Annotated in this window: 21 protein-coding genes and 1 pseudogene; 1 reads left to right on the plus strand and 21 read right to left on the minus strand. The window is 48.7% G+C overall.

What is annotated here, in order from left to right; genetic code table 11:
• A pseudogene (locus C510_RS15875) lies at positions 1 to 237 on the plus strand (IS4 family transposase); the annotation flags it as partial.
• A 312-nt stretch (positions 238 to 549) separates the two neighbouring features.
• Here the strand turns inward: C510_RS15875 and C510_RS17445 are convergent.
• The 21 genes from C510_RS17445 to C510_RS15890 form a co-directional block, all read right to left on the minus strand.
• Positions 550 to 708 (minus strand): hypothetical protein, encoded by a 159-nt coding sequence (locus tag C510_RS17445; RefSeq protein WP_018709285.1) that lies wholly within the window; start codon positions 706 to 708, stop codon positions 550 to 552.
• Between the two features lie 79 nt (positions 709 to 787).
• Positions 788 to 1,405 carry an RteC domain-containing protein gene (locus C510_RS0100015; protein WP_018709286.1) on the minus strand — a complete coding sequence of 206 codons (618 nt, stop codon included), beginning with the start codon at positions 1,403 to 1,405 and terminating at the stop codon, positions 788 to 790.
• 219 nt (positions 1,406 to 1,624) lie between these two features.
• Positions 1,625 to 2,068, minus strand: a complete 444-nt coding sequence (locus C510_RS0100025) for a dihydrofolate reductase family protein (RefSeq protein WP_025893092.1) — start codon at positions 2,066 to 2,068, stop codon at positions 1,625 to 1,627.
• 296 nt (positions 2,069 to 2,364) lie between these two features.
• Positions 2,365 to 3,675: a sigma-54-dependent transcriptional regulator gene (locus C510_RS0100030; protein ID WP_018709289.1), complete on the minus strand. Its 1,311-nt coding sequence runs from the start codon at positions 3,673 to 3,675 to the stop codon at positions 2,365 to 2,367.
• Positions 3,663 to 6,071 (minus strand): hybrid sensor histidine kinase/response regulator, encoded by a 2,409-nt coding sequence (locus tag C510_RS0100035; protein WP_018709290.1) that lies wholly within the window; start codon positions 6,069 to 6,071, stop codon positions 3,663 to 3,665. The genes C510_RS0100030 and C510_RS0100035 overlap by 13 nt, the downstream gene beginning before the upstream one ends.
• An 87-nt stretch (positions 6,072 to 6,158) precedes the next feature.
• Positions 6,159 to 7,025 carry a helix-turn-helix domain-containing protein gene (locus C510_RS0100040; protein WP_018709291.1) on the minus strand — a complete coding sequence of 289 codons (867 nt, stop codon included), beginning with the start codon at positions 7,023 to 7,025 and terminating at the stop codon, positions 6,159 to 6,161.
• 161 nt (positions 7,026 to 7,186) lie between these two features.
• Positions 7,187 to 7,699: a hypothetical protein gene (locus tag C510_RS0100045; RefSeq protein WP_018709292.1), complete on the minus strand. Its 513-nt coding sequence runs from the start codon at positions 7,697 to 7,699 to the stop codon at positions 7,187 to 7,189.
• Between the two features lie 111 nt (positions 7,700 to 7,810).
• A complete protein-coding gene (locus tag C510_RS17665) occupies positions 7,811 to 8,332 on the minus strand; it encodes a hypothetical protein (RefSeq protein WP_018709293.1) in 522 nt (173 codons plus the stop codon).
• Positions 8,333 to 8,367: 35 nt separating this feature from the next.
• Positions 8,368 to 8,763 carry a hypothetical protein gene (locus C510_RS0100055; protein WP_018709294.1) on the minus strand — a complete coding sequence of 132 codons (396 nt, stop codon included), beginning with the start codon at positions 8,761 to 8,763 and terminating at the stop codon, positions 8,368 to 8,370.
• 336 nt (positions 8,764 to 9,099) lie between these two features.
• Complete coding sequence (locus C510_RS16810; protein WP_154651924.1) at positions 9,100 to 9,609, minus strand: hypothetical protein; 510 nt, start codon at positions 9,607 to 9,609, stop codon at positions 9,100 to 9,102.
• A 184-nt stretch (positions 9,610 to 9,793) separates the two neighbouring features.
• Entirely contained in the window at positions 9,794 to 10,216 is a 423-nt protein-coding gene (locus C510_RS0100065; protein WP_018709296.1) for an NTF2 fold immunity protein, read from the minus strand.
• Between the two features lie 92 nt (positions 10,217 to 10,308).
• Positions 10,309 to 11,391, minus strand: a complete 1,083-nt coding sequence (locus C510_RS0100070) for an Imm5 family immunity protein (RefSeq protein ID WP_025893087.1) — start codon at positions 11,389 to 11,391, stop codon at positions 10,309 to 10,311.
• Between the two features lie 72 nt (positions 11,392 to 11,463).
• On the minus strand, positions 11,464 to 12,159 hold the full coding sequence (locus C510_RS0100075) for an Imm43 family immunity protein (protein WP_018709298.1): 696 nt from the start codon (positions 12,157 to 12,159) through the stop codon (positions 11,464 to 11,466).
• A 74-nt stretch (positions 12,160 to 12,233) separates the two neighbouring features.
• Positions 12,234 to 12,998: a hypothetical protein gene (locus C510_RS0100080; protein WP_018709299.1), complete on the minus strand. Its 765-nt coding sequence runs from the start codon at positions 12,996 to 12,998 to the stop codon at positions 12,234 to 12,236.
• A 63-nt stretch (positions 12,999 to 13,061) separates the two neighbouring features.
• Positions 13,062 to 13,511: a hypothetical protein gene (locus C510_RS0100085; RefSeq protein WP_025893084.1), complete on the minus strand. Its 450-nt coding sequence runs from the start codon at positions 13,509 to 13,511 to the stop codon at positions 13,062 to 13,064.
• A 602-nt stretch (positions 13,512 to 14,113) separates the two neighbouring features.
• On the minus strand, positions 14,114 to 15,220 hold the full coding sequence (locus tag C510_RS0100095; RefSeq protein WP_018709302.1) for a tyrosine-type recombinase/integrase: 1,107 nt from the start codon (positions 15,218 to 15,220) through the stop codon (positions 14,114 to 14,116).
• 133 nt (positions 15,221 to 15,353) lie between these two features.
• On the minus strand, positions 15,354 to 15,962 hold the full coding sequence (locus C510_RS0100100) for a TetR/AcrR family transcriptional regulator (RefSeq protein WP_025893081.1): 609 nt from the start codon (positions 15,960 to 15,962) through the stop codon (positions 15,354 to 15,356).
• A 191-nt stretch (positions 15,963 to 16,153) separates the two neighbouring features.
• Positions 16,154 to 22,270 (minus strand): N-6 DNA methylase, encoded by a 6,117-nt coding sequence (locus C510_RS0100105; RefSeq protein ID WP_018709304.1) that lies wholly within the window; start codon positions 22,268 to 22,270, stop codon positions 16,154 to 16,156.
• Positions 22,260 to 22,709: a DUF1896 family protein gene (locus C510_RS0100110; RefSeq protein ID WP_018709305.1), complete on the minus strand. Its 450-nt coding sequence runs from the start codon at positions 22,707 to 22,709 to the stop codon at positions 22,260 to 22,262. Before C510_RS0100110 ends, C510_RS0100105 begins: the two co-directional genes overlap by 11 nt.
• 225 nt (positions 22,710 to 22,934) lie before the next feature.
• Positions 22,935 to 25,070, minus strand: a complete 2,136-nt coding sequence (locus C510_RS0100115; protein WP_018709306.1) for a type IA DNA topoisomerase — start codon at positions 25,068 to 25,070, stop codon at positions 22,935 to 22,937.
• Between the two features lie 147 nt (positions 25,071 to 25,217).
• The coding region (locus tag C510_RS15890) for a DUF4099 domain-containing protein (protein WP_244870435.1) at positions 25,218 to 26,597 on the minus strand (1,380 nt) is incomplete at its 5' end.

Raw genomic sequence — 26,597 nt, forward strand, 5'->3', positions numbered from 1 at the left:
TATGTCAAACGCAATGAGTCATACGAAACTATCGGAGGACTCTTTGCTGAAATTTCAAAGAACTCTGTTGAACTTTCAGTAGCCGAAAAAATTTGGCTGCTGATCGTAGAAGTTATAAACGTCATTGCCGAGGTACTTAACTGTGATGCAATGGTTCTGACAGAACAAGTAATATCAAACGATAAACAAATCAAAGCAGTAAAGCAGGCTTTCGACAGACTGACACCAGCCGCCTGAGGAGCTACACTTTACTTGCGAAACTTAAGTTGTATAGACTTGTCGCAAAGATAGTATTTCTAAATGAGATGACCTAATCGCTGATATACATCATTTTCCACTAACATAAATACCTTTCCAATTTTACTGAAAATGTTTTTCTACATATAGTTGAAACTTTGAAATCCCGTATTTCTAATATAGTTGTAAAGTGGAACATCATGCTGAAAGAACTCCTTCAGATCTGCATTTCTGCATGAAAAAAACTGCAATCTGCAATAGCTTTCTCATCTTATGGAAAGAAACTGCATTTATCTAACAGGAATCCCATACTTACAACATATTGGCTTTTTTCAATATGGCACGGGCTATTTTCACCTGCTTGCTGAAATCTGTTTTCTCCTTCTTTTGGTAAGCCTTGTCCGCTTCCTTCACGAAACGTTCAGCTTCTTTCCCTTTCAGCGTAGGAATTGCTTTGATTTTTAATGCCATAATATATTGTATTATAATTGTTTCTGCAAAGGTATTCTTTTCTTGTGGATAATTACGGTAAAGGCAGATTTTTCTTGCTTCACCGCCTCTTCCGTTCCGCCTCCTCGTCCCGCATCATCCTGCGGTTCAGCCGTTCCGCCGCCCTGTCAAAGAAATACGTCCGGCTCTCGTTCTTCCGCCGCTTGATGTCCGCATAGGTGTTGTAGCACTGGTTCTCCTTTATCTCCACACCGAACATGCGGCAGAATCTCGCCAGCAGCTCCTTGATGCCCGTTTCCCCTCCGTTGATGAGCTTCATCTCGTCCAGACCGTAAATCAGTTCCACCAGCTCGGCCGTGCTTCCCGTCCACTGCATCGCTGCGGCTTCGTCCTGTCTTTGGTTTGTCTTTTCGCCTCCGTCAAAGGCTCCGCCTCGATGCAGCCCTACCTGATAATATCTCAGCATCTTGCGCACGAACGACAGCGCCTTTCTCACATACATGCTGCGGCTGGAGTCCGTCTCCTGCATGGCATCGTGATATTGCAGTTCCGTTTCCGCATAGCTCAGTGCGAAAACAGTCCGGCAGGCACTTTCCCTTTCCTTGCACAGGGACACTACTGTGGTCGTGAACTCGTTGTATGCGGTTCCCAGTCCGGCAGAGCCGGGGTTGTCTATCAGACGGAAGAAGTCTGTTTCTGTCAATATGAGGTGTTCCATTTTCTTTCAGTTTTATGTTATTACACTTGGTTTGAAGTGTGCGCACATAAAACTATGGGACAAATAGCGGTCCTGCGGGAGTGTTTTTCTTTCCGTATGGATATATCACACTGATATTCAGCGAAATATTTAATGAAAATATTTTTTGGAGCTTTTCCCGACGCCTCATTTTTTGTTCAGAATCTGAACGTACGTTCACTTTTTGAACGTACCTGGCGTTCATTTTCCGAACGTCACCACTCGTTGGCGGGGTGTTTTCCGTCCGTAGGCTATCCGTACCATGCCGTCCTTCCATTGTCTGCTTCCCGTGCATGTCCATTCGCTTTCGGGCAGCGACGACTGGAACAGCCTGCTGCCGTTTCCCGCAATGACGGGAACCATGTAGAGGATGATTTCATCCACAAGCCGCATCCGTATCATGCCGTTGATGATACCTGCCGTCTTTTCGGTTGCTTCTATCAGATAGTTCAGGGAATCGCCGGTGTTTTCCATCCGGTTGGAGAGGAGTGTAAGCGACGTGTCTTCTGTCAGGACGCAGGTGGCAGCCTCTTTCAGCGCACCTATCCCGTACTGGTCGGAACCAAGCCATCGCCCGGACAGACCGGTTGTTTCTGCCGGACAGCCGTCCATTGTCAGGACGGCGAGTAATCGGACTTTTGCCATAGCGGTCATTCTGTTGCGACCGGAAGCCGTATATAATAAAAAAATAGCGTGCAAATTACGCTACTTCTGGTGATGGCTCTGGAAAGCCTGACAGGAATTACGTAAATGCACGCTATGCCCAGGCATAGCATAAGCATCACGCAATCGTATCCTGTCTTCAAATTTTCCAGATTTTCACCAGAAACGCCTTGCGGTCTTATTCTATACTATATCTTAGTCGGTACGGGAAACCGTGTTTCTCCGTACCGTATTTCTCCTATGTTCATGCAAAGATAGGATTTTCAGTTGAGATTTTCTCATTTTTCGCTCTTTTTCTGCATGATACCGTATTCTTTCATCTTGTTGTACAGGGTCGTGCGGCTGATACCCAGCAGTCCGGCAGTCATTTCGCGGTTCCCGTCCGCCTGTGCCAGTGCCCGCACGATGCGTTCCCTTTCCTCATTCCCGTCTTTCAGCAGCAGGGAGCTGCCTGCCTGTGCCGTACTTTCCGCTTCCAGCCTGTCGGCTCCTATCAGCCTTCCTTCCGTCAGCAGGATGGCGGAACGCACCGTCTGTTTCAGTTCCCTCACATTTCCTGCCCACATTCGCCTCATGAGTTCCTTTTCCGCCTCCTTGTCGAATCCTTCCGTATGCCGTCCCAGTTCCTCGTTGGCAAGCTCCCGGAAAAACTCCGCAAGGGGCAGTATGTCCTCCCGGCACTCCCGCAGCGGCGGTATCTTGATGACAAATTCCTTCAGGCGGTGATACAGGTCCCGCCGGAAACGTCCTTCCTCCACTGCCTTCTCCAGATTCTCGTTGGTAGCCGCCACGATGCGCACATCCGCTTTCCGTTCGCGGGTGCAGCCCGTCGGACGGTAGCATTTGGTCTGCAGCGCACGCAGCAGTTTCTGCTGTACCTCAGCGGGCAGGTTGCCCACCTCATCCAGAAACAGCGTGCCGCCGTCAGCCTCTGCCATGCAGCCCTTCTTTCCGGTTATGGCTCCCGTAAATGCGCCTTTCTCGTATCCGAACAGCTCGGATGCCGCCAGCTCCCGTGTCAGCATACCGCAGTCTATCGCGACAAACGGACCTTTCTGCCGGGTACTCTGCGCATGTATCTTTTCTGCTACGTGTTCCTTGCCAGTGCCGTTCTCTCCAAGTATCAGCACCCCTATGTCCGTCGGGGCTACCAGTGAGATACGCCGGTCGATGGTCCGGAATGCGGCACTTCTGCGCTCCAGTATGGGCATGATATGCCTTCTTTCCGATTTGCGTACCAGCTCACTTATCCTCGGAAGCAGCTTTTCCTGCAGCAGGGTCTTGGGGATATAGTCCTCGGCTCCCAGCCTCATGGAGCTGACCGCCGATGCGACCTGCGCATAGTCGGTCATGATGACAAACGGGTTTCTGATACCCGCTTCCCGCATCCGCTCCAGCACTTCCGTACATTCCCCGTCGGGCAGACGCAGGTCCGACACGATGATGTCCCCATTGTCCAGTTCCTCCAGCAGCCTCCGTGCCCCGGCACAGTCGTATGCCGTGCGGGTCTTGTAGCCTGCCTTCTCCAGCATTCCGCAGACATGGTCGCGGAATACCGGGTTGTCTTCTATCACTATTATTCTTCCCATACCGTTCTATCCATTTCCTTTCGGGCGAGCCGGATGATTGTTTCGCCCTGACCGGTTACTTTTCCGGCATACTCCCTGATTTCTTCTGCCGTCCCGTTTCCGTGGAGCACGTCATACAGCTCCTGCAGCGGCCCTTCGGCATGTATCAGCATCCACGAGCTGCGGATATGGTGTATCCAGTAGTCCAGCCTGTCCCTGTCACACCTTTCCGCTTCCTCCCGTATGGCGGCCATTTCCTTCTCCGTTTCCCTGACCAGACATTCCAGCCTCTGCCGCTTGTCGCCGTATGCGAACAGCGGGCCGAGGTCTATGCGTGGGGTGCTGTCCTCGCCGATGCATTCTTCTGCGGCTGTCAGCAGTTCGTCGATGGAGAACGGCTTGTACAGCACCGAGCCGAAGCCCGCACCTGCCAGCTCCTCTTTCGTGATGCTTTTCGAGCCGGTCACCACCATCACGGGGATGGTGCGTGAGTTGCCTATGTCCGACGTGCGGAGCAGTTCCAGCACCTCGTAGCCGCTTGCGTCCTGCATCTTCAGGTCCGTGGTCAGCAGGTCATAGTGTCCCTCGCGCAGCTTCTCCGCCATTTCCCCCGTACTCGTGCAGGTGTCGCAGTGCACCCCGTTCTGCACGAATATGTCGTGTATCATCCCCAGTATGATGCTGTCGTTGTCCAGCGACAACACCGAACATCCGCCCAGTCTTGTCCGCCTCGCTGCTGCCTTGCGGTCTGTCTCTCCGGCTTTCTCCGCCTGGGGCAGCGGCAGCACCACGCTGAAGCGGCTGCCCGTGTTCCGTATGTTCTCCACCGATATACTGCCCTTCATCAGTTCCGCAAGGCTTTTCACTATCGACAGTCCCAGTCCGAAGCCGTCCTGCGTGGCGGCATTGCTCAGCCGCTCGAACGGCTTGAATATCTGTTCCCGTTTGTCCTTGTCTATTCCTCCTCCGGTATCTTCCACCGCAAGCGTGAATTTCCCTCCGGCATACAGGGCGGTCAGTGTCACGCCCCCGCGTTCCGTAAACTTCAGTGCGTTCGACAGCAGGTTGCTGCCGATACGCAGTATCAGGTTCCTGTCGCCCATGACCACCTCGTCAGCGGCGTTGTTCACCCTGAACTCCAGCCGTTTCTCTTCCATCCGTGCGGCAAACTCCGTTTCCAGCGTTTCCGCCACTCCCGCCAGTCTGAACGGCTTCACCCTGACGGTCTCCTTTCCGTTGTCTATGCGGTAGTAGTCCAGCAGGTTCTCCATCAGTGCCCCCATACGCTCCGCCGACTGCCGTATATGCTCCGCGTGCAGCGCCGTTGCCTCCCGGTTCCCGTCCTTCAGTATCAGTTCCGCATTGCCGCGGATGGCGGTCAGCGGTGAGCGCAGGTCGTGCGTCACCGTCTGCATGATGTTCTGTCTGCTTTTTATCAGCTCTTCATTCTCCCGGACCGACCTGCGCAGGGTCTCTATCAGTTCCTCCCGCTGTTTCCTGTCTCTGGTGCGGCGGCGGATGTCCCTATGGACTACCACATACAGCAGCACCGCACACAGGACACCTGTCGCCGATATGCCGCATATCAGTACGAATGCCGTTTCTCTCAGTTCCGCCACCCGCATGTGCCTTTCTTCCATGCGTTCCGTCTCGTCCTGTCCGATTTCCCGTATCAGCCTCGAAAGGTTCCGGTTCAGTATGCTGTTGCGTATTTTCAGTGAGTCCGACAGATGGGAGAATGCCTGTTCCTGCTCTGCCAGTGCCGTACGCATCTCTTCCTCAAACCGCCGCATCTCCGCAATGTGCCGGGTGTTGGGCGTCGTGCTCACCCGTGTGGTCGTGCGTGCCGGTTCTTCTTTCTTTTTCTTACGGAACAGGCCGAACAGCCCGCCCCGTTTCTTTTCCTCTTCCGGTTCGGTGCGTTCCGTCACTGTCGTTGTCCGTACCGATGCCGTCTGCTCCAGTCCGGGCAGATGGCGTTCCAGCAGGCTGTCCATGCGGTACGCCGTGGTCGGCATATCCACCATCCGCTCGATCAGCCTGCGTTTCTCGTGCAGCAGCCTTACTACCGTGTCTATCCTTGCCGTCTGCGCCGGTTCTCCGTAGTAGCCTTTCAGCCGGTCTATTACCTCCATCGTGTGCGATTCCCTCCGGTCGTATGTATCCATGTCCGAGTCGTCCCACAGCATTGCGCGGTCATTGTCCAGAAACAGTGTGATCAGTCCCCGGTATGCTTCGCTGGCGGCAGCACGCTGCATGAGCAGGCTGCGTTCCTCTGCCTCCGCCTGCTCGAATACCTGCTTTTCGTACCATACAGCCGTGATGATGCCCAGTACGAGCAGTCCCAGTATGAGATAGCCCGACAGGATTTTCAGGTGGAGGGATTCCTTCCATCTTGAAAATGTATTGTTGTTCATGTATTTTCGGATTGTTTTTTAGGCGGTAAGTTAGTGGAACCTTCCCGAAGGGATGTTCCAGATTCTGATAAAAATCAGTGCGCGTTTTTATTGGTTCCAGAAATCCATCCTGCGCTTCTCCCATTTCTCATATCCTATGGCTTTCAGTTCGCACGGACTCATTCCGGTCTGCTTCTGGCAGAAGTCCGCAAAATTGCTTGCCGAGCCGAAGGCGTTGCGCTCGGCTACTTCCTTCAGCGGCAGTTCCACCCGGTATTCCATATCCTCCTCTATGCGCCTTATCCGCTCCCGGCGCAGCCACTCCGATGGCCCCATACCGTAGTATGTTTTGAACTTGCGCCGCATCAGCGAATAGCCCATGCCGCACAGTCCGGCAAGTTTTTCCGCCACGAATGTGCGGTGGCTGTAGTGGTTCACTGTCATGCGGAATACCGCCTTGTCCAGTTCCGGCAGCCTGCTCTCGGCGTATGCCATATCCTTTTCCTCTATGCGGAAAGTCTTGCCATACAGCTTGTTGCGTCTTTCCCTGAAGAAATAGTCGCATACCCTGTTTGTCATCTCGTTCGTACGTGCATGGCCTTTCAGTGTATGCAGCACGTCGCATAGCACCAGCATTTCCCGTGTCCGGTATTTCCGTTCCCATGCATCCGTCAGTTCATTGCACATGTAGCAGATCACTTCATGCTCGCGTGAGCGGCACAGCATGAGCATCCATGCCCTGAAATCCCTGTCCCTTGCCGACGGTGCTTCCTTATCCTTCCGCAGTGCGCTCACTGCCGCCAGCATCAGTTCCGTGTCATTGCCGTACTCCGCCAGCCGTATTCTCATCTTCGGCAGCGAGTGCCGTTCCTTCACCGACTTCCGTATGCTCTCCGCCAGTTCTTCCATCCGTTCCCTGCACACTTTTGCCCTGTATGCCTCCGCAAGCACCGCTTCTGTAATTCTCAGCTTCATCTTTCTCTGTTTTAATGGTTTATAATGGTTTTCCGGCAAAAGTAGCGTGGAGTCCCTGGACTATTGTTCCAAATCCTGACAAAAATCAATGCACGGTTTTATTGTATTGTAGAAATGGGGTGTATGTTCTTATAAGTGAAATACAGTTTTTTCTGGTAGGATTATAGATTGGGACTGATAAAGTAATACCATACTCCGGTAAAATAGATCAGGTCTCCTGCAATCAGTGCTGTAAGCCGTTGCTTGAATTTCAGGTCATACTTTTCCTCCTTCAGCCTTCTCAGTTCCCTGAACATATCGCTGAAGTCAACAGGGGTCCAGCTTAGCAGGTGGACAGGCAGCAGAAGAATCATACCTGAAAGACACCTCAATCCATTGTTCATATATAACGGGGCAAGCAAAAGCATCGGTATCAGTTCCCACCACCGGTAACTGACATTCCTGTTCTTTTCTCTCTCCTTGTCGAGCCGTGCCTGTTCCGCACGGGCGGCGGCATCCAGCCTTCTCATGAAGGCTTCCTCTTTCTCTTCCATGATGTCGGCTATCACCTTGTCATCCACTCCGCGCCGGTACAGTTCCTCTTTCGCCTGCCTGACTTGCTTATCCGAATATTCTCCGGTAACATTGTTGGCTATCATCAGCAGCTCATTGGTATCGTATTCCTTGATTTTCATTGTTATCTAATTTAATCTGTTTCACTTTCTTTTTTTCTTAATTTCATATATTGTCTTATGGGCAAGACTGAATATCAATATATTGACTTTATTTGATGAGCAGTTATTCTATTATAAGCTTTTGAGTAAAATATAGAAAGTTGTAAATTGTATGATTATGGAAATCAAATAGATACTATAATATTGTACATATTTTTTCTCTTTATCAAATTGCTTGAAATACTTTCTGTACTTGTCGTTCTTAAATAAGAAATAATCATTAATATAATACACAAATAATCCTATAACTATTAGTAAAGGGTAAAAAATGGAATCAGATATAAATGCAGTTATCAATGTTATTTTTATTCTTGGAAACTGAATACCGATAATACATACAACGGCAATTATCCAAAGGCTGATTCGATACACAGAAGTAATAGCCATGACTGAAATCCATACAATTATGCCTTTGTCTGCCGCATCAGTCTCTATCTTTTTACTAATCAATATAATACGATTGATATAATTATTATTCCATTTCTTCAACCTGATCCAATAAAATGGATTAATAAGTCTGTACAAAAAATAGAATAGTATTTTATATGCACAATAATAAATCACATTATAGTATTTCTCCATTAAATCTTTCATTCCATTAACTTTATATATATAAGATATGTTGTAATTTATCTGAACTGATAAAGTAACAGCATCAGAATCAGCCCTGCTGTTGGTACTATATAGCGGAGGCTTAACACCGCCTTGTCTGAATATTTGGTATTGTATCTGTTGTTTTGATATTTTTCCACTAAAGCGTTTATTCTTTTTTTGTTGTAATGTAGATAGATGATAGGCCAGGGCAGAAAACAGCCGATTATCCCTATTATTATTCTTGCTCTCCCGGATGTATTGGGTAAAAAGAAATCTCCCGTAAAAAGGAACGACAATATCAGCGCAGCAAACAAATAAACCATTGTAACAACTTCAGCCAATACACATGTTGCCCCAAAACGAGGAAATTCCTCATTCTTGATGGAAATCAGATAATACCTGTAAAACAGGTAGTCAATAATCTTTTTCATAAGCTGTTGTTTCTAAATCTTGATTTATTTTTGTCAGTAATAAGTTGGTGAGCAACAGTGTTCTGCTGTTGGTTTTACCATGTTAGCGGACTATTATCTCTGCATATTATATGCTGTCTAAAACATTGTCATAATCTACATATCCAACCAAAGTATCTCTGAAAATGCAGTCATTATTTTGAGATATATCTGTTGAATCTTTCCAACTTATTGATCCTATGGAAAGAATAGATGTTAATATCAAAAGAAACAGTTTCATATCATATTCTCTATTATCAGTAATGATTTGGTGAGGAACAGCCTTAAGCTGTTATCTCGACCTTGTTATAAACTGAATTACATAGGTGCTTCTTTTTCGTATATCGGGTAAACAATAAGCGTGTCTTTAGTTACAACTTGCCCATTTTCATTTCGTTTCAAGAGCACATTTCCTGTAAATGTCATGTTATCAATCTTAAATTCTTTTATTTCATAATCCAACTGGTTTAACTCACTATAAGAGTCAGAGCTGTCAAAAAGCCCTACATATTTCTCTAAGATTCCACTTTTTTTATATATACTTTTTTGTTCGTAATAATCACGTCCTCCATATCTATATTGACGGATTATATATTGATTGTTTTCAGCTACAGCAGTGTCAAAGTTGAATAGAAACCACCATAATGGAGGAAAAATGACGAATGGAAATATATATACTCCAAAATAAATGCGCATACAGACTTTGCTCCATGTAGGTAGTTTTTTAGGAACACAGAACATCAGGACGAAAGGAGTAAGGAAAAACAATAACCGAAGAATATCACCAATATTCCAGCGTAACCGGTCACAATTACCTATTAAATTCAAAGTTATCAATCCTATTATTCCAGATAATAGATGAATACAGAGAATGATATAAAAGAATTTGGATTTCGTCATATTTCAATCAATACTGTTTATAATGGTTTGGTGAGCAACAGCGTTAAGCTGTTATCTCGACCTCGTTAATAATAGAGTTTATTAAAGTAAACATTAAAGTTGGTTGTTAGACTTATAAATAATCCACGTACCATTTATCTTCGTTTAAGAATCTTCTTTTTTTACTATCTATCAAATACTTATTATTTTTTTTGACGACAATATACTGTAGGTATTTGTTGTCAGTTCGTGTTGTCACAAAAAATCTATTTTTCCTGCTTTCTTGCATATCTATTATTTTTTCCTTATTCGGATCATAGACATAACTTCCTTCAACTCCCCATGAGATAGCATTTGGACGACTCATTTTGCGTTCCTTATCTGTGCAGTATTTGTTTATTATAGAAGCTACCCTTTGTTCCATCATACGATCTGCTTCGTCCCATGCCAACTGAGTATTTTGGTCTAACTCGTTACAATACTTCTCCCATTCATTCATTTCTGAAATAAAGTTTAGGACAAGTTTTTCAATCGTTTTTTTTGTAATATCATCCATACTTTAATTATCTTTATTATTAATGGTTCAGCAGGGAACGGCTTGCCGTTATCCTGCGTTGTTAGCGAAATTATTTTATATACTCACAGAAACTAAGTCAAGTACAGCTTTCTACTTCCAACTATTTTCCTTAACCACTTAGGGGTATATTCTATACTTCGTGGAAATTTGGTGTAAAAGCTCAAAATCCAATCTAATTCCTGGAAATAACTTGGAATTTCATCCCAATTATCATAATTAAAATCCAAATTGTAAGAACTATTTGAGTTAATGACCATTTTTAGAGAGAACCAAGCTCCTTCCTTTGGATAATACATATACATTTCTTTTCGTTTTAATCTAAATTCCTTGCATATATTGATGGTCGCCATCGTCCCTATTTTTATCTTATCTCCAGTAGAAAAGCGTATATTTAACATACTGCTGGTGCATGATACAAATAAAACATCTATAAAATCCCATTTCATTCCAGAGGGTATTTGAAGTAAAATAGCATCTCTAATATCATCAAAAGATATTCTTTTATTTGTTTTTACTAAATCTAATTGATGACGAACAGGTATATCAATTAAAGGAGTTGCTCTTTTGCATACTGGCAATGACTGGTATTTGGCATTTGGATTTTGAGAAACTTCCAATACCATTTTTACATACCACAGCCAGTACTCCTTACGTTTCTCTACGTCTCCTGTTTCTACGAAAGGATTGCTGCCAGAGCAAGCTATCGAGCCTATAAAATCCGCATTCCAACTTTCAAAGTCGAAAGCATCATCATCTTCACCATCATAATCCTCTATTGACAATATGGAAGCTGCATCGTAATGGATTGCATATCCCAAAGCTATGATAGCCCAACCTGCCATGCCTTCGGGACTGTCTGCGGATTGTTCCACATAATTGCGCAGCCGTTCTATTGAGACCAATATGCTTTCGGTAGTTCCTTTATTCTTGTACAGATAACTGTCCATTTCCGACAAGACATCGTATAACAGGCTTTCTGCTCCAAATTCTTCTGGAAAGCAGGAACAAGCTTTTTTGCAGCACTCACACAACACTTTTTGCACTGTCTGGGGGTTGCCTATTTGTTTCATCAAATCAACACGATAGGATAAAGGCAAATGCCCCATGCTGTTTTGATTGATTATTTTTTTAAGTTTTTCTATTTGCTGTATCATACTGGTTTCTGTTTTCGCTAATGGTTTAGTGAGGAACAGCATTTAGCTGTTATCTCAACCTTGTTAACGATTTTATTTCACAATCATAAACTCATTCCCATATGGATAAAAGCCTTTATTTATCCATAGTTTGGAGTAGTCTGATAATTTGTAAATTTCAGGTTTATACAGATTCAACACCTTATCCAAAACTCTCTCTCGGAATATTATTCCATCGCCATATTCTATGCTATTCAAAACAAAGAAATTCTGTTTGATGGAATTGTCTTTCAGTTCCATGTCAGGATATACTGTAAAACTAATTCCTAATTTTTTCTCTACATCATTTTGAAATGTTATGCCTTTCCCTAAATGGAAAGAATCGTTATCAAAATGATTTATACGTAAAGCATAGTATTTTTTATCCGTTAGAGATTCGTTTTTCTTGTTTACTACCTTGACGGTAGCAATATCATATTTATCAACGAACCCATTTTCTTGGAGTAAAGACAAAAACTCTTCCGATACGATTTTGAGTTTTATACTGTATTTATCAATAAAATCAAATTGCAGGATGCCCGGTTTCTTGTTGCATACAAGATATAAGACAGGAGGTAAATTTTCTCTCCATCCATCCTTGTTTTTCCACATCCATTGCCCGTGGTCTTGGAATTTCTGCCTTTTACCTTCATCGTAAGTATCACAGACATCAGATTTGCCGTACTCCAATAATCCTTTAGGCAGTTTATCTTTCCCATATCGCCAAATATAAAGTTCTTCTGTATTCATAATTATTATCGTTAATGGTTTGGTGAGGAACAGCGTTCAGCTGTTATCTCGACCTTGTTAGTTGCTTACTATATTTACTTAATGATTTCAATGTCTTGAATAGGTACATAACCTATATGGGCATTAAAAATGGAATTTATTCTACACCAGGTATTTACTATTTTACTTATAACAACAGGCATTCCAAAACTAACTGCTATGCCATCTTCCCCTTCGGTAATTTTTTCTCCATCAGGTAAAGAATAAATGTAGGGACTGCATAGTATGGCACTATCTCCAACTTGTGGCGTAAAATTCGTCCTTTTAGCATTCGGGGGGCTCTGTAATATTATATTATACTGAGCTTCCATACATTTCGTAGATAAGAATAGGTATGCTTCAAAACAGTCATTACATTCATTCTCTTCAGGAAAATGCTCTATATGAAAACCCGGAGCGTCAGCATACAACTTTCCGTGGGTTTCATAGCCTTTATTATATACTCCATATATCAATCGCCCATTAGAATCATAATATGCCATACTATGCAATGTACCCCCGTCAGCCCATCGCTTAAACACTTTCCTGATTTTGTTATCGCTATCGAAATACATAGTAAACAATATATTTGCATTCTTTATCTGACCATCATCTAAGATTTTGTATGAATGGATTTGATCAAATTCCATATATTCATTCTCTATTACTTTTCCTAAACTATCTAAAGGAACAAGGTATGCAATTCTCAAAGTCATTTTGTTTATTGCATCAATCTCTGTTTGAATAGTTTCCTTATAGTTTTGTGCAAAAGTAAAAGGTGAAAGCAAGAATAAAATATAAAGTATAATTACTCTTTTCATATTGCAACTAATGGTTCAGCAGGGAACGGCTTGCCGTTATCCTGCGTTGTTACTGACATTTTCTTACCAATTATCTATTCTGGCAGAAAACATATTATCATTCATTTGTTGTTCTATATCTTCTATTCCGTATGTTTCAAGTATATATTCATAATCACCCATACTCATAATATTTATAGCTTTGTATGCTGACACCCTAAGACCGTAACAGACAGCCAAAAGTTCTCCAGTCATACTATATAAAGCATCATAAACAGGTAGTCCACCGTCTTTGTGTTCAGCCCATATTTGTATTACATCGCCATTTGTTCCTTTGAGAATTTTAATTGTAGGAGAATAAGATAGATTTTCAGTTACCATTTGATTGTTTAAGTAATATTGCAAGACTGGTTTAACCAATTCTGTGGTATCTCCATTTTGAATTAAGAATAAATGATTTCTACCATTTACTTGATTTGCACAAATGGTGATACTTTTATACCGCAATATGTTTTCTGCATTAATCTTACCCATATAAAGAAATAAGGATAAGAAAAATAATATGTAATACCGAATTTTCATATCTCATTGCTTTTGTCAGTAATGGTTTGGTGAGAAACAGCGTTAGCTGTTATCTCAACCTTGTTATGAACTTATTTTATTATAAAAGATTAATATGGCATATAAAATTTATCTGCCATAAACAGCAATACAATTAGAATAATAAACGGTAATATTAAAAATAGAATAACCCATATATTGGAATATTTCTTATACGATTCGTCCTCTCGAATTTTCAAATACCGTCGTTTATAATGATAATAGATATACAGAATAATCCATACAAGAGGAAAGGCAAGCAGAAAAAGTGGTCCCGGATTAACACTTGTAGCTGCCCAATATATCAAAGCTATATCTACTCCGTAAAACATAATTACAATACTTAACACATCTGGGACATGCCAAGAATCTGAATGTCGGATTAAGTATTCTGTCTTATACCATAAATATCCTAATATTCTATGTATCATATATTGCTACTGTTCATAATTTATTTATAAATGCACCTTTAGGTGTAGGATATTTCGATAACCGACACCCGGCAGGTGTGTTTCCTGATCTCTAATAGCTGCACCCTATGAATCATCCAGTGAATCAAGCGGATTGGGTATGCTTGACTTGTGTGCGCTCGTCACATGAAGATAGATTGATGTGGTCTTGATGTCATTATGCCCCAGCAGTTCCTGTATGGTTCTCAGGTCTGTTCCTTGCTCCAGCAGGTGGGTGGCAAACGAATGGCGAAGCATGTGTACATGTACCCGGTGCTTGATTCCGGCACGGCTGGCGGCTTCTTTCAGTATCTTTACCAGCGCACTTGCGGAATACTGTTCTCCGGGTGTCTCTCCCTCGAACAGCCATTTCTGCGGACGGTACTCCTTGAAATATTCCCTCAGTTCCTTCAGCAGCTTTTCCGACAGCAGCGAATACCGGCATTTCCGTCCTTTGCCCATGATACGCACAAGCATCCTTTCGCTTATGATGTCCTTCGGGGTAAGGTTCAGCAGCTCGCTCCGCCGTAATCCGGCTGAGTATATCAATGAAATCATGCAGCGGTGCTTCCGGTTCGACAGGCACGCGAGGATACGGGCCACCTCATTACGGCTCAGCACTTCGGGCAGTGACTTATATTCCTTCGCGCGGGTAATGCCGCCATAGTATTGGCGCTGTCCGCCCTTTACCTGCTCGTAGTAGAACTTGATGGCGTTGATGCGCATATTCTGCTGCGATACCGATATTTTCTTTTCGTTTACAAGATAGAGGATATATTTGTTGATGTCAGCCACTTTCAGGCGGTCGATGTTGCGGCCTTTATGGTATTCCATAAAGTCGCTGAAATAGGCACGATAGGTTTTTATGGTCGATGGGCTGTACCGTTTCCGCTCCAGTAGTTCAAGATAGCCTTCCGGCAGTGTGTATTCCCTTTTGGGTTTGGGATGTCTTACATAAACCCTGCTGTAGTCAATATAGGCGTGCGGGGAGTAGCGGTCGTAGAAATCCGATAGCCTGAAAATGGCTGCCGGTATGTAGGCTGAACCATTATCTGCCATTTCCACATCGGCGTCCAGGACGAGCAGCTGAGATATGTCTCCATTGCCTGCATACTCTATCCGTATGTAGTCCGCACCGTCCTTCTTATCTTTGTACAGAACGATGTTTTCTCTCTGTCGCTGAACATTGTCCATATTGCTGAAAGTAAACTCATTGCTGCAAATATAAATAAAAGGAACGCAAAAACCAACTGATTGGTTGGTTTTATTGTGTTAAAACTCTGCACTTGTAGGATATATAGAAACCGTTCTGGTTGAAAACCCGGTTTCAGGCTTTAATCAGCGAGTAAATGAAATGTAGTTTTTTTGCCAGTTGCTTGATATTCAATCCTTGAAAGAAAGAATGTTCAAAGGAGATACCGAAAAATACTTGCCAGAACATCGAAGCGGCTTCTTCCACATCCACGTCCTGCCGGATTTCCCCATTCTCTTTTGCCCTTTGGATGGCGGATTTCCATAATTGGTAGTTCTGCTTGAATATGTCAGCTATTTTCTTTTCCGCATTGGGATAATATAACCGTACCTGCATCAGCAGATGGTAATAGTAAAAATTGAAGCTGCACCCGTATGGATTACTGTTATCAAGCAGACGTCCGAGGTTGTTTATGGTTCTTTCCACTCCGGCTATATACTGGTCGATAAACTCCGGGAACGAACCTGCTGTAAATTGGAACTTGTTTTCCAACTGCTGGGTATGGAATATATATTTGTCCACAACTGCCACGAACAAATCCAGTTTGAACGGGAAATAATACACCAGTCCGGCTTTTGACAGGCCGCAGGCTTTGGCTATTTCCATCTGGGTTGCTTTCTCATAATTCATTTTGGCGAATACCTGCAAGGCCTTTTCCAATACTTCTTCCCTGTTTGTAAACATACGCATCCAATTTTGTTTCAGTTACGAAGATACGGATTTTCTCTTTTCAAACATTTGTATGCCAGTGTTTTTTTATTGTTATAAAATAACACGGATGTCTTGTAATACATTTCTTCATTGAAAAAAGTACGGGCGGCCGCCTCGCTTCATGCAAAGGCAGTCGCCCGTGGTCATTACCGGACAATGCGGAACTACAGCTTCATGCCCTTCGGTTCCGTCAGTCCTGGTCTTCCGATAACCAGATGGCTGCGCACGAAGTCCGCGTGCGGGCTTTCCGGCTGCTGTTCCGTCTGTTTCTTCTCGCTGCCTTGCCGGTTCTCTTCCGTGCTTTCCGGCGTCGGCGGAGCCAGCTCCAGCTGTATCTTGCGGTCCAGTGCGGCGAGTTCGGACTTCAGCTGTTTCAGCTCGTCCTCCTTCTTCCATGTCTTTCCGGCTATCTCCTGCAACTGCGGGATTTCCCGCTCCAGCACCTCGTTCTTCTTCCTGTACTGGTCGATGATACCCGGTATCCTCTCCAGTGCATTCAGAAAATTCATGGCGGCGGCGTGTGTGTCAGCCATTGCCAGATGCCCGTTGTTGTAGCTGTACCTGTAGTTGCCCGCCACCACAAAGCGGTTGTCGCAGAACTCCAGCCCGTCTTTGAGTGTCCTTTCGCTGACTACCTCGATGGGGAAGCCGTACAGTTCGCCCACTCGCTGGTACTGTCCGCCGGTCGTGGCATTCCTGGCTATCTCCTGCAGGTGCTTGCCGATTGTCTTCTCGTCGGTGGAATCCAGCCCGTCAATCCTGAGCAGGTTCAGCCGGTTGCCTTCCTGGTCTGTCCGGGCGGCAGCGGTGAATTTCTCCCAGTCCTCCGTCATGGCGCCTATGGTGGCCTGGTTGTTCCTCAGCTCTCCGCTTTTGCCCTCCAGTTTCAGTTCGGACTCGCGCTTGCCCTTGCTGAAGGACTTGCGTTCACCCTCCAGCGAGGCAATCTTCTTCTCCAGCTTCGCCTTGTCCAGTAGGTCGGTGTTTCCCGACAGTATCGCCATGTATTCCGAAAAATTCATGCCGGATTTCTCGTCCATCGCTCCCTCGTCTATGGTTCTCGCACCCATCGCGCCGCTCTTCAGCTGACTGATGAACGTCTGCTTGCAGTGCAGCAGGTTGAACTTGTACGAGTCCAGCGATTTTTCCACCGCATAGATGATGACATCCACCCGGTTGTCGGCATACAGCTTCGCTATCTCGTTGCCTTTTCTCACCGCCCGTCCGTCACGTTGGGCGAGGTCGGACGGACGCCACGGCGTGTCCAGGTGGTGGATGGCCACCGCCCTGCGCTGGGCGTTCACGCCCGTGCCGAGCATCGAGGTCGAGCCAAACAGCACGCGCACATATCCCTCGTTCATCGCTTCGATCACCGCTTTCCTTGACTTCTCGCTCTTGCATTCCTGTATGAAGCGTATCTCGTGTGCCGGTATGCCGTGGTCTTCCACCAGCTTGCGCTTTATCTCGGTATATACGCTCCATTGTCCCGACTGGTACGTCCCCAGGTCCGAAAACACGAACTGCGTTCCTTTCTGTGCTTCATACCTGTGGTAGTATTCCGCTATCATCCTTGCGCAGTGGCTCGCCTTGTTGTCCGGGTGGTCTTCATATTCCGGGTCTATCATGCGCATGTCCAGTGCCATCTTCCTTGCGTAGTCCGTGGCGATGAGCATCTTCGCCTTTTCCTCCGTTTCCGACAGTTTTCCGCGTCCCAACAGTGTGGCGTCGCCCGTCTTGGCAAATTCCATAAGCTGTTTGATGAAATACTCCTGGTCGGGTGTAGGCGGTATGTTGTGCAGTATCTCGTTCTTGTGCGGACGGTCCACGCCCACATCCTCTGCCGTGCGGTAGTCCGTTATCTCGTTGTAGAACGCCGCCAGTTCCGGCACCTTGATGAAGTAGCGGAAGCGCTCCTTCTGCACGATGTTGTTCGTCACATTGAACTCGAAATCCGTCGTCTTCTTGGCGAAGATTGCCGCCCATGCGTCAAAGCATCGTATGTCCTGCCTTTCCAGCTCCTTCGGGCGCAGGTACTTGAAAAGCAGGTACAGCTCCGTCAGCGAGTTGCTGATGGTCGTGCCCGACAGAAACGTCGCCCCCAGATCCTTTCCCGTCCGCTCCTGGATGGTGCGGATGGCAAACAGCAGGTTCAGTGCCTTCTGGCTGCCTTCCGAGTTGCCCAGACCCGCCACGCGGTCATGTCTTGTGTTGAACGTCAGGTTCTTGAACTGGTGCGACTCGTCCACGAAGATATGGTCGATGCCCATCTGCCTGAAGTCCACCACATCGTCCGTCCTCGACTTTATCGCATGTTCCACCTTCTCCAGCTTGGCCTGCAGGTTGAACTTGCGTTTCTCCAGTCCCTTCAGCATCGCACGCGACACGTCCTTGCCCTGCGAGCGCAGCACTTCCAGATTTTCCTCTACCGTATCCAGCTCCGCCTGCAATATACGCTGCTGCAGTTCCGGCGACTGCGGTATCTTCCCGAACTGGTCGTGACTCATGATGATGCAGTCCCAGTCGTTGTTCCGTATGTCGTTGAAGAAGCGTACCCTGCCGGATGCGGCAAAATCCTTTTCCGAGGCATACAGCACTCTTGCGTTGGGGTATGCCGTGCGGTAGCATTCGGCTATCTCCCTTACATTCGCCTTCAGTCCGATAATCATCGGCTTGTGTACCAGCCCCAGACGCTTCATCTCATGCGCTGCCACGCACATGATCAGCGTCTTGCCGGTTCCTACCTCGTGGTCGGCTATTCCTCCGCCGTTCTGTTTCAGCATCCAGATGCAGTCCTTCTGGCTGGGGTACAGGTCTGTGATTCCCAGTCCTTTCAGGTTCAGTTCCGGAAATTTCTGGTGCGAGCCGTCATATTTCGGTCGCACGAAACAGTTGAACTTGTTGTTGTACATGTCCGTCAGCCGTTTCTTGAACTCCGGCGACTGCTCTTCCAGCCATTCCGTAAATCCGTTTCTGATTTCGTCAATCTTCGCGTTCGCCAGCTGTATGCCCTCGCTGTCCCGCACCTTTATGTCGTTCCCGTTCTCGTCCTCGCCGATCTTCTTCATCATGTCGGGGCAGGTGTTGTGCAGGGCGTGTTTCAGCAGGTGCATCCCGTCATAGTGGCGGTAGTATCCCTTCACCAGAAACTCGTCGGTGATTTTCATCGTCCTGTGGCCGCACGCCACCGAATACTCGTCAAGGCTCTCCGAGTAGCTTATCCGCACGTCCGTGTCAAACAGACGGCTCATGTAGGCGGCATACACGCCCGTGGGTATCCATCGTTCCCCGAAGTTGAAGTCCAGTTCCTCAAACGGAATCTGTTCCGGCATGGCTTCTTTCAGCACTTCCAGCGACTCCCTTGCCTGCGGCAGCATCCCGTGCTCCGCGTGACCGCTTATCCATTCCTCCACATCGGCGGCCTTCTGTACCACGTTCCCGGCTATGAAGCGGTCGGCTATCTCGTAGCCCTCTGCCAGCGGGTTGTAGAACACCCGTCCTTTCAGTGCTTCCAGCATGTCCGCCTGCGGCATGTCGCAGATGGATTCCATGTAGGGCAGGTTTACTCCGCCATACAGGTTCAGCGAGGCGGACAGGGCTTCCTCCGGCGAATCCGCGGCGACTGCCGTTTCCTGCGAAAAGGAAACGGGGCGGTCGAATATGTCCGCCTTCACCATCGTGCCGCCCTCGCTGCGTTCCAGTGCCAGCATGTTGCGCCCGGAGGCATCCATCATCAGCAGCTTCACGTTCTGCTTGGCGTTCAGGCAGCCGTAACGCATCACGAACTCGTCATAGTAGGTGTTCAGGTGGCGGCGCAGCATTTCGTTCTCCTCGTGCTTCTCCGCTTCGTAGGCATAGAGCCGCTCGTAGGTGTTACGCAGGTCTATGTATAGCTGTGCCTTCTGTGCCTGCATCCCGTCCATGTCCAGCGGCTGGAATGTGGCGCCGTAGCGGGTGATATCCTTCAGCACGCCCACCTGGAATCGTACGCCTGCCGTGTATTCCCATGCCAGCGAGCCGTCCTTCAGGTGCGGCTCCAGTATGCCTTTGAACGGGCGCGGCATCATTTCCTCCTCCCGTTTGCGCTGCCGTTCTTCCGGTGTCAGTGCGGCTTCCTCACGGCGCATGGCTTCTTCCACCTCCGCAATCCGGCGCTTCCTTTCCGCCTCGAATCCGTTTTCCACCGGATAGACTACCGTAGCAGTCGTATCCTGCGTTTCCGCCGTTTTCCCCGCATCGGTTTTTTCTCTTTTCGCCTCCGTTGTTCCGGCCGCTTGTCTGGCGGTGTTGGCCTCCATCTTCGTCTTTCCCAGCCGGCGCAGCTCCGCACGTCGTTCCGGCGTGAGGTCCATCATCATTTCATAGAATCCGTTGATGGGCGGGTTCGTTTCCCAGTCCAGTCTGCGGTACACTTCATCTTCCGGGTCATAGGATTCTTCCGTTGCGGTGCCGGGTCCCGTCTTTTCCGTTGTCGGGAGAGCCGCCTCCGTTTCGGCAGCCGTCGGCGCATCCGTTCCGCCGCGTATGATTTCGTCCATTTCGCGTGCCTCTTCCGGGGTGATGCCGGCAACCGCTTCCGCATTTCCCTTGTCCGTTGTCCTTCCCGTATTCTCCACTGGCAGGGAGAACAGTGTCGGCTGCACGGGTTTCTTCCCTTTGTACTTTCCGCCTTTCTTCCTGTCCGGCTTCAGGCCCTGTCCAGCCATCCGTCTTTCCTCCTGCGTATAGCCGAACAGGTCATACAGGTCCATTACCGTTCCTCCCGTCTGCCTGCTTGGTGCTTCCTGCGACATGCCGGTCATCACTTGCACTTTCGGCTGCACACTGTTTTCTTCCCGTTTTGTCCCGTCCGCTATACCAGCAACAGAGGTGGAGTTTTCTCTTTTCACCTCCGTCCGTTCACCCTCAACCGGATGGGTATTTTCTCTTTTCGTCTCCTCCAATTCACCCGCAGCCGAAGCGGAGTTCTCTCTTTTCACCTCCGTCCGTCCACCCTCAACCGGATGGGTATTTTCTCTTTTCATCTCCTCCAGTTCACCCGCAGCCGAAGCGGAGTTTTCTCTTTTCGCCTCAATACCCTCAGTCTGTACGGCAATGTTCTGCCGCACATCCTCTCTTTCATGTCCCATGCCGTTGTAGCGTTCCATGTCCAGCCGTGCAGACAGGTCTTCCGACAGCATCCTGTACAGGTCCATGGCAATACCCTCCACACCTCCGCTGTGCGTATATACCATCGCTGGTTTTCCGTACGGGTCGGTGCCCCTCTTCGCATCGGTATGTATGATACGTTCCGTGTGGTAGGCGAAATAGGCGTTGTCCGTCAGTCCGCCGTTATGTTCCGTCTGTATGATGGTCAGCACCCGTTCCTCCTGTGTCAGTCCCTTCTTTTGCAGGTCTTTTTGCAGGATGATCAGGTCGCTGCCGGCTTCCGTGCCTGCATTGTCGGTAAACAGGTTGTTTGGCAGTCGTATTGCCGATACCAGATTCGCCTTGCTGAACATCTCGTTCCTGACGGAAACCCTCGAACTGTTCAACACCCCCTGCGAGGTGACGAACGCTACGATGCCGCCGTCACGCACAGCATCCAGACCTTTCAGAAAGAAATAGTCATGGATGGCTTTCTGTGCCGAACGTCTGCCGAATGAACCGCTGCGGCTGAACTCTGCATCAAACACTCCGAAATCCCCGAAAGGGATATTGGAGATGGCAAGGTCAAAATGGTTCAGAAACGGCTTTTCTATTTTCTCGAAACCCTCCGTGCGTATCTTCTGCTGCGGGTACAGGTGTCCGAGCATCTTGCCCGTCAGCAGGTCTTTCTCAAATGCCATCACCTCCGCCTGCGGATTGTTCGACAATACCGGGCTGATGAATGCGCCCATACCCGCCGACGGCTCCAGCACCAGCCTTGGGCGTACCTTGCGGTCGTGCAGCACGTCTGCTATGGTGTCCGCAATGGCCTGCGGCGTATAGAATGCCGTCAGCACCGATGCCTTCAGCGAGTCCACATACCGCCTGTACTCCGTTTCGTCCCGGCTGTTCTCCCGTATCAGACGGTGCAGCTCCACCGTCGGGGCAAACAGTTCGAGGTCTGATTTCGCCCAGTGTACGGCATCCGTCAGTTCCCTGGCGGGATTCAGTATGCACTTCAGTCCCCCGAAGCCGCAGTACCTCTCCAGCAGCGCCCGTTCCCGCGCGGTGGGCGTGCGCTGTTCCTTCTCCAGTGTGAATGCCGTCCGTATCGCCTCGATGTTTTCCCTGAGCCTCTGCTTCTTGTTAAACGCCATAAGCCTCCAGATAAAGCATTATCGCACCCGTCAGCTCCGTATAGAGCAGGTCGTGTTCGGGCGACAGGGCGAATGTGTCGTCCGTTGTGGGATAGCCGGCAAACAGGTTTTTCAGGTGCGGGAATATCTCCCGGCAGAACGCCTCGCGTTCCTGTTCCTGCACCTCTTCGGAAAACTCGTTTTCCACCACCTCAAGCAACAGTGCGTAGGGGGAGAAGTGCAACCCTTCGAGCAGGACGCGCATGGCTTCCTCCTGTGCGGCTTCCACCGTACTTCCCGCCGTCCTTTCCTTCTCGAATGTTTCCGAGGCGGCTTCCTCCCTTCCTGCAATGAATGGGGTGTCTGATACTTTGTCCGGATGATATTTTCTCAGATAGTCCAGCAGATACAGCCCGTAGTAGGACAGCTCCGCCGGAGCGGTTTTCTTGTTCTGTTTCATTTTATGATGGATTTAGTGGATAAATGATTATGGAAATGAAAAGGAAAAAGGCACCCGGTATCCCTCCGGGTGCCACCACTAATTGTCGTGCAAATGAGGGCAGAGTCGGACTTGTCAGAACTATGCCGAGTGCAGCCGACAATCAGTCACCACTAAATCCATGTAAATAAAAAGTACAACCAGGTTGAAACAGATTATGACATGAATCAGTGGCAAAATTACTCATTATTTTCTTCTTCCTTTCGTTTTCGTACCTTTTCTTTCGCCTTTGCTCTCCGCAAACACCAGCTTCGTGTTGAACTCCGCATCAAAAGTTACCGCAGCGCTGAAAGGCTTGCCCTGCTTGCTCTTGAACCCGCCGAGCATCGCCGTCTTTCCTTCCGTTAGCAGACCGGTCATTTCCTCGTCTGTGAGTGTCTTGCCCGCTATCTGGCGGAACACGGGCAGCAGGCAGTCCGGATTGTCACAGCGCACAACCTTGCCGTAGAACTGCATCGTGCCCGTGCCGCATTTGGGGCAGGTACAGCCCGATGCCTTGTGCCCGAAAATACGGTCACACGCAAGCAGGTCCGTGGTAATCTTGCGGGTATAGCTTTCTATGTCCCTCATAAAAGCCTCATGCGGTGTCTTTCCCTGTTCTATCTTTGCCAGTTCCGCTTCCCAGCGTCCGGTCATCTCCACATTGGCGATGTCCATTTCCTTGACAATGGAATACAGGGCAAGCCCTTTCTCCGTCGGCACCAGCGATTTCTTCACACGCACCATGTATTCCCTTCTGAGCAGCGTTTCGATGATTGCAGCACGTGTGGCGGGTGTGCCGATACCGCAGTCCTTCAGGGCCTGGCGTGCCTCCTCATCCTCCACATCGTCGCGTCCGGCGGTCTCCATCGCTGCCAGCAGCGAACTTTCCGTATGCAGCGGTTTCGGTCGGGTCATGCCCGAACTCATCGAGCATCCCGCCATCACCAGTGTGTCGCCTTCCGCCCAGGCCGGCAATGCCGTATTCCCGCTGTCCTCGCCGTACTCTCCGTACACGCCGCGCCAGCCTGCCTTGCGCACGATGCAGCCTTTCGCCTCAAATGTCAGGCTCTCGCATCTTTCGCCTGCGTCCGGCACCACCTCCGCTACTACGGTAGCCGTATCCTTCACACATTCCTCCGAAAATGCCTCTACCATGCGTCCGGCAATCATGTCGTAGATGATCTGCTCGTTCTTGTACAGGGCAAGCGGGCGGTTGGGCGTCACCAGCAGGGCATGGTGGTCAGTCACTTTCGAGGCATCCACACAACGGCGGTTCAGTTCTCCCAGTTCCCCGATTTTCTCCGCAAGGGCGGAGTGTCCTGCCAGCCGTTCAAACAGCAGCGGTATTTCAGCAAACACATCTTCCGGAATATGGCGGCTCGATGTTCTCGGATAGGTGACGAGCTTCGCTTCATAGAGCTTCTGCACCAGCTCCAGCGTCTGTTCCGCCGTGAATCCGTGTTTCGTGTTCGCCTCCTTCTGCAGTGTGGTCAGGTCGTACAGCAGCGGCGGGTTCTCCACCTTCTCCTTCTTTTCCACCTTGGTGACGGTGGCGCACATCTTCGCCTTTACCTTATTGTATGATGCAGCCGCCTCTTCCTTGTCCTGCCATTTCTTTACCGAGGAGAACTTCACTACCGTATCCGTACCCGCCGGTGTCACCGAGAAATGCAGCTGGTGTACCGGTTCCGGTGTAAAGCGTCTGTTCTCCCAGTACCTCTTGCAGACCATACCCAGCGTGGGTGTCTGCACGCGTCCCACCGAATACGTGCCCCGTCCGGCGGCTACGGTCAGTGCCTGCGTGCCGTTGATGCCCACCAGCCAGTCCGCCTCGCTGCGTGCCTTTGCCGCCAGATACAGGTCGTCATATTCATGCCCGTCCTTCAGTTCCTTCAATCCCTTGCGGATGGCGGTGTCCGTAAGCGAGCTTATCCACAGGCGGCGGAATGGCAGCGTACAGCCCGTATAGGCATACAGGTATCTGAATATCAGTTCCCCTTCGCGTGCGCAGTCCGTTGCCACTATTATGCCGTCGCTCTCGTTCCACAGTTTCGTAATCACTTTTATCTGTTTCACCGCTGCCGCGTCCGCCTTGTAGCCCTTGTCCGTCTTTACCTGGCGTGGTATCAGCATGAACTCCTCCGGTATCACCGGCAGGCTGTCCCTGCTGAATCCCTTGAAGCCGTAGCCCTCAGGCAGGGCAGGTTGTACCAGATGCCCCAGTGCCCATGTCACATGGTAGCCGTTTCCTGTATAAAATCCTTCTTCCTTTCTTGTTGCTCCGGCGATGCGTGCTATCTCACGCGCCACGCTCGGTTTTTCTGCCAATATGGTAATCATACATTTTCTGTTTTAATCATTGATACTTTTGTTCCTTGTGGAGTGGAACGGGGTACGCCGGTTATCCGTGGGATATGCGGTACATGGCGCATGAGGCCCCGTTTCAATCCGTTGTTTATTCTCTTGTAATGGATTTAGTGGTGGCACTCAGGATACCTTCATGCCTTTGCTCTTCTTCGGTTTTTCCTGCTGTTGTTTCTGGCCGTCGTCCTTCGGGGCGGTCTGTCCCTGCTGAAGCGGCTCCTTTACATGTCTGGTGGCCTCGTTCGTCTTGCCCTCGTTGTTCACCGCAAGCTGTGTGCGGCTCTCGTTCGACGGGGCAACGGTCTGTGCCAGGTCAGGGTTTTCCGAATAGGTCAGCGGTCTGCCTTTCTCACGGTCGAACTTCAGGTATTTTGTGCAGGGCTGTCCCTTGTCATCCTTCGCGTTGGCGAGTACAACGACCTTGCCCGCCACATAGTCCGCCTTCTGCTGTTCCGTGAATTTGTCGTCCTTCCATTTGCCTATCGGACGTATGCTTCCGTCCTCGTTCGTCCACGAGCGGTTGAGCCGCTGTCCGTTCTCCTGATTCCCGTCTTCCTTCTGCTGCTGTCCGGTAGCATCCGGGGCTTCCGGGCTTTTCTGTTTTTTCTCCTGTCCGTTTCCGCGTCGCTGCGACTGTCCTTGCCACAGATGCTCCGGCACAAACTCCACGTCGCGCTTGTCAGCGTTCACCTGCAGCATGGCCTCGAACTTGCGCCCGCCCTTCAGTGTCACCTCCTTGGGCAGTGCCAGCCCCGCACGCAGGATTTCCTGTTCCGCCTTCGACAGTTCCGTCAGTCCGATCCGGTTCGGGATGCGCACCTTGTTCGTCGGTACGTCCACTATCTCATTCGTCAGTCGGTCGATGCTGACATACGCCAGGCGCATCTCTCCGGTCTTCGTATCGGCAACGTTCACCTGCTTGCCCAGGTTGCCCGTCTGTTTCAGTGCCTGCTTGTCCTCGTCCGTGAATGTATAGCCGTTGTATGGCACGTCGAGTCTCGGTTCATGTCGTACGAAGTGGGGGGTAAGTTTCAGCTTTCCGTCCTCCGCTTTCTGCAACGAGAGTCGGGCCTGCAGCTCGTAGCGTTCTCCGCCCAGCACCGGTTCCACCGTCACCAGCCTTGTCTTCCCGTAGTTCATCAGGGCTTTCATGTCCTTTTCAGACAGGTTTTCCCTTTTCACACCGAACTGTTCCAGTTCCTTCCAGTCCACATCGTTGTCCGCAATCAGGTTCGGTTTCTCCGGTTTTGCCTGCGCTTGCCCTTCCTGTGCGGGCTGCTGTCCCTGTGCCGTCTGCGTTTCCGCTGCCTGCGGCTGCTGTTCCTGATTTTTCTGTTTCATTTCTTCCATTTTCTCGTCCGTTTTCTGTTCCACATTATTTTCTTCCGTATTTTCTCTTTTCACCTCCTCCGCAGCCTGCTGTCCCTCAGTCTCCGTTTCGGCATTTTCTCTTTTCACCTCCTCCGCAACCTGCTGTCCCTCAGTCTCCGTTTCGGAATTTTC

The sequence above is a fragment of the Phocaeicola barnesiae DSM 18169 = JCM 13652 genome, assembly GCF_000374585.1.
GTDB lineage: Bacteria > Bacteroidota > Bacteroidia > Bacteroidales > Bacteroidaceae > Phocaeicola > Phocaeicola barnesiae.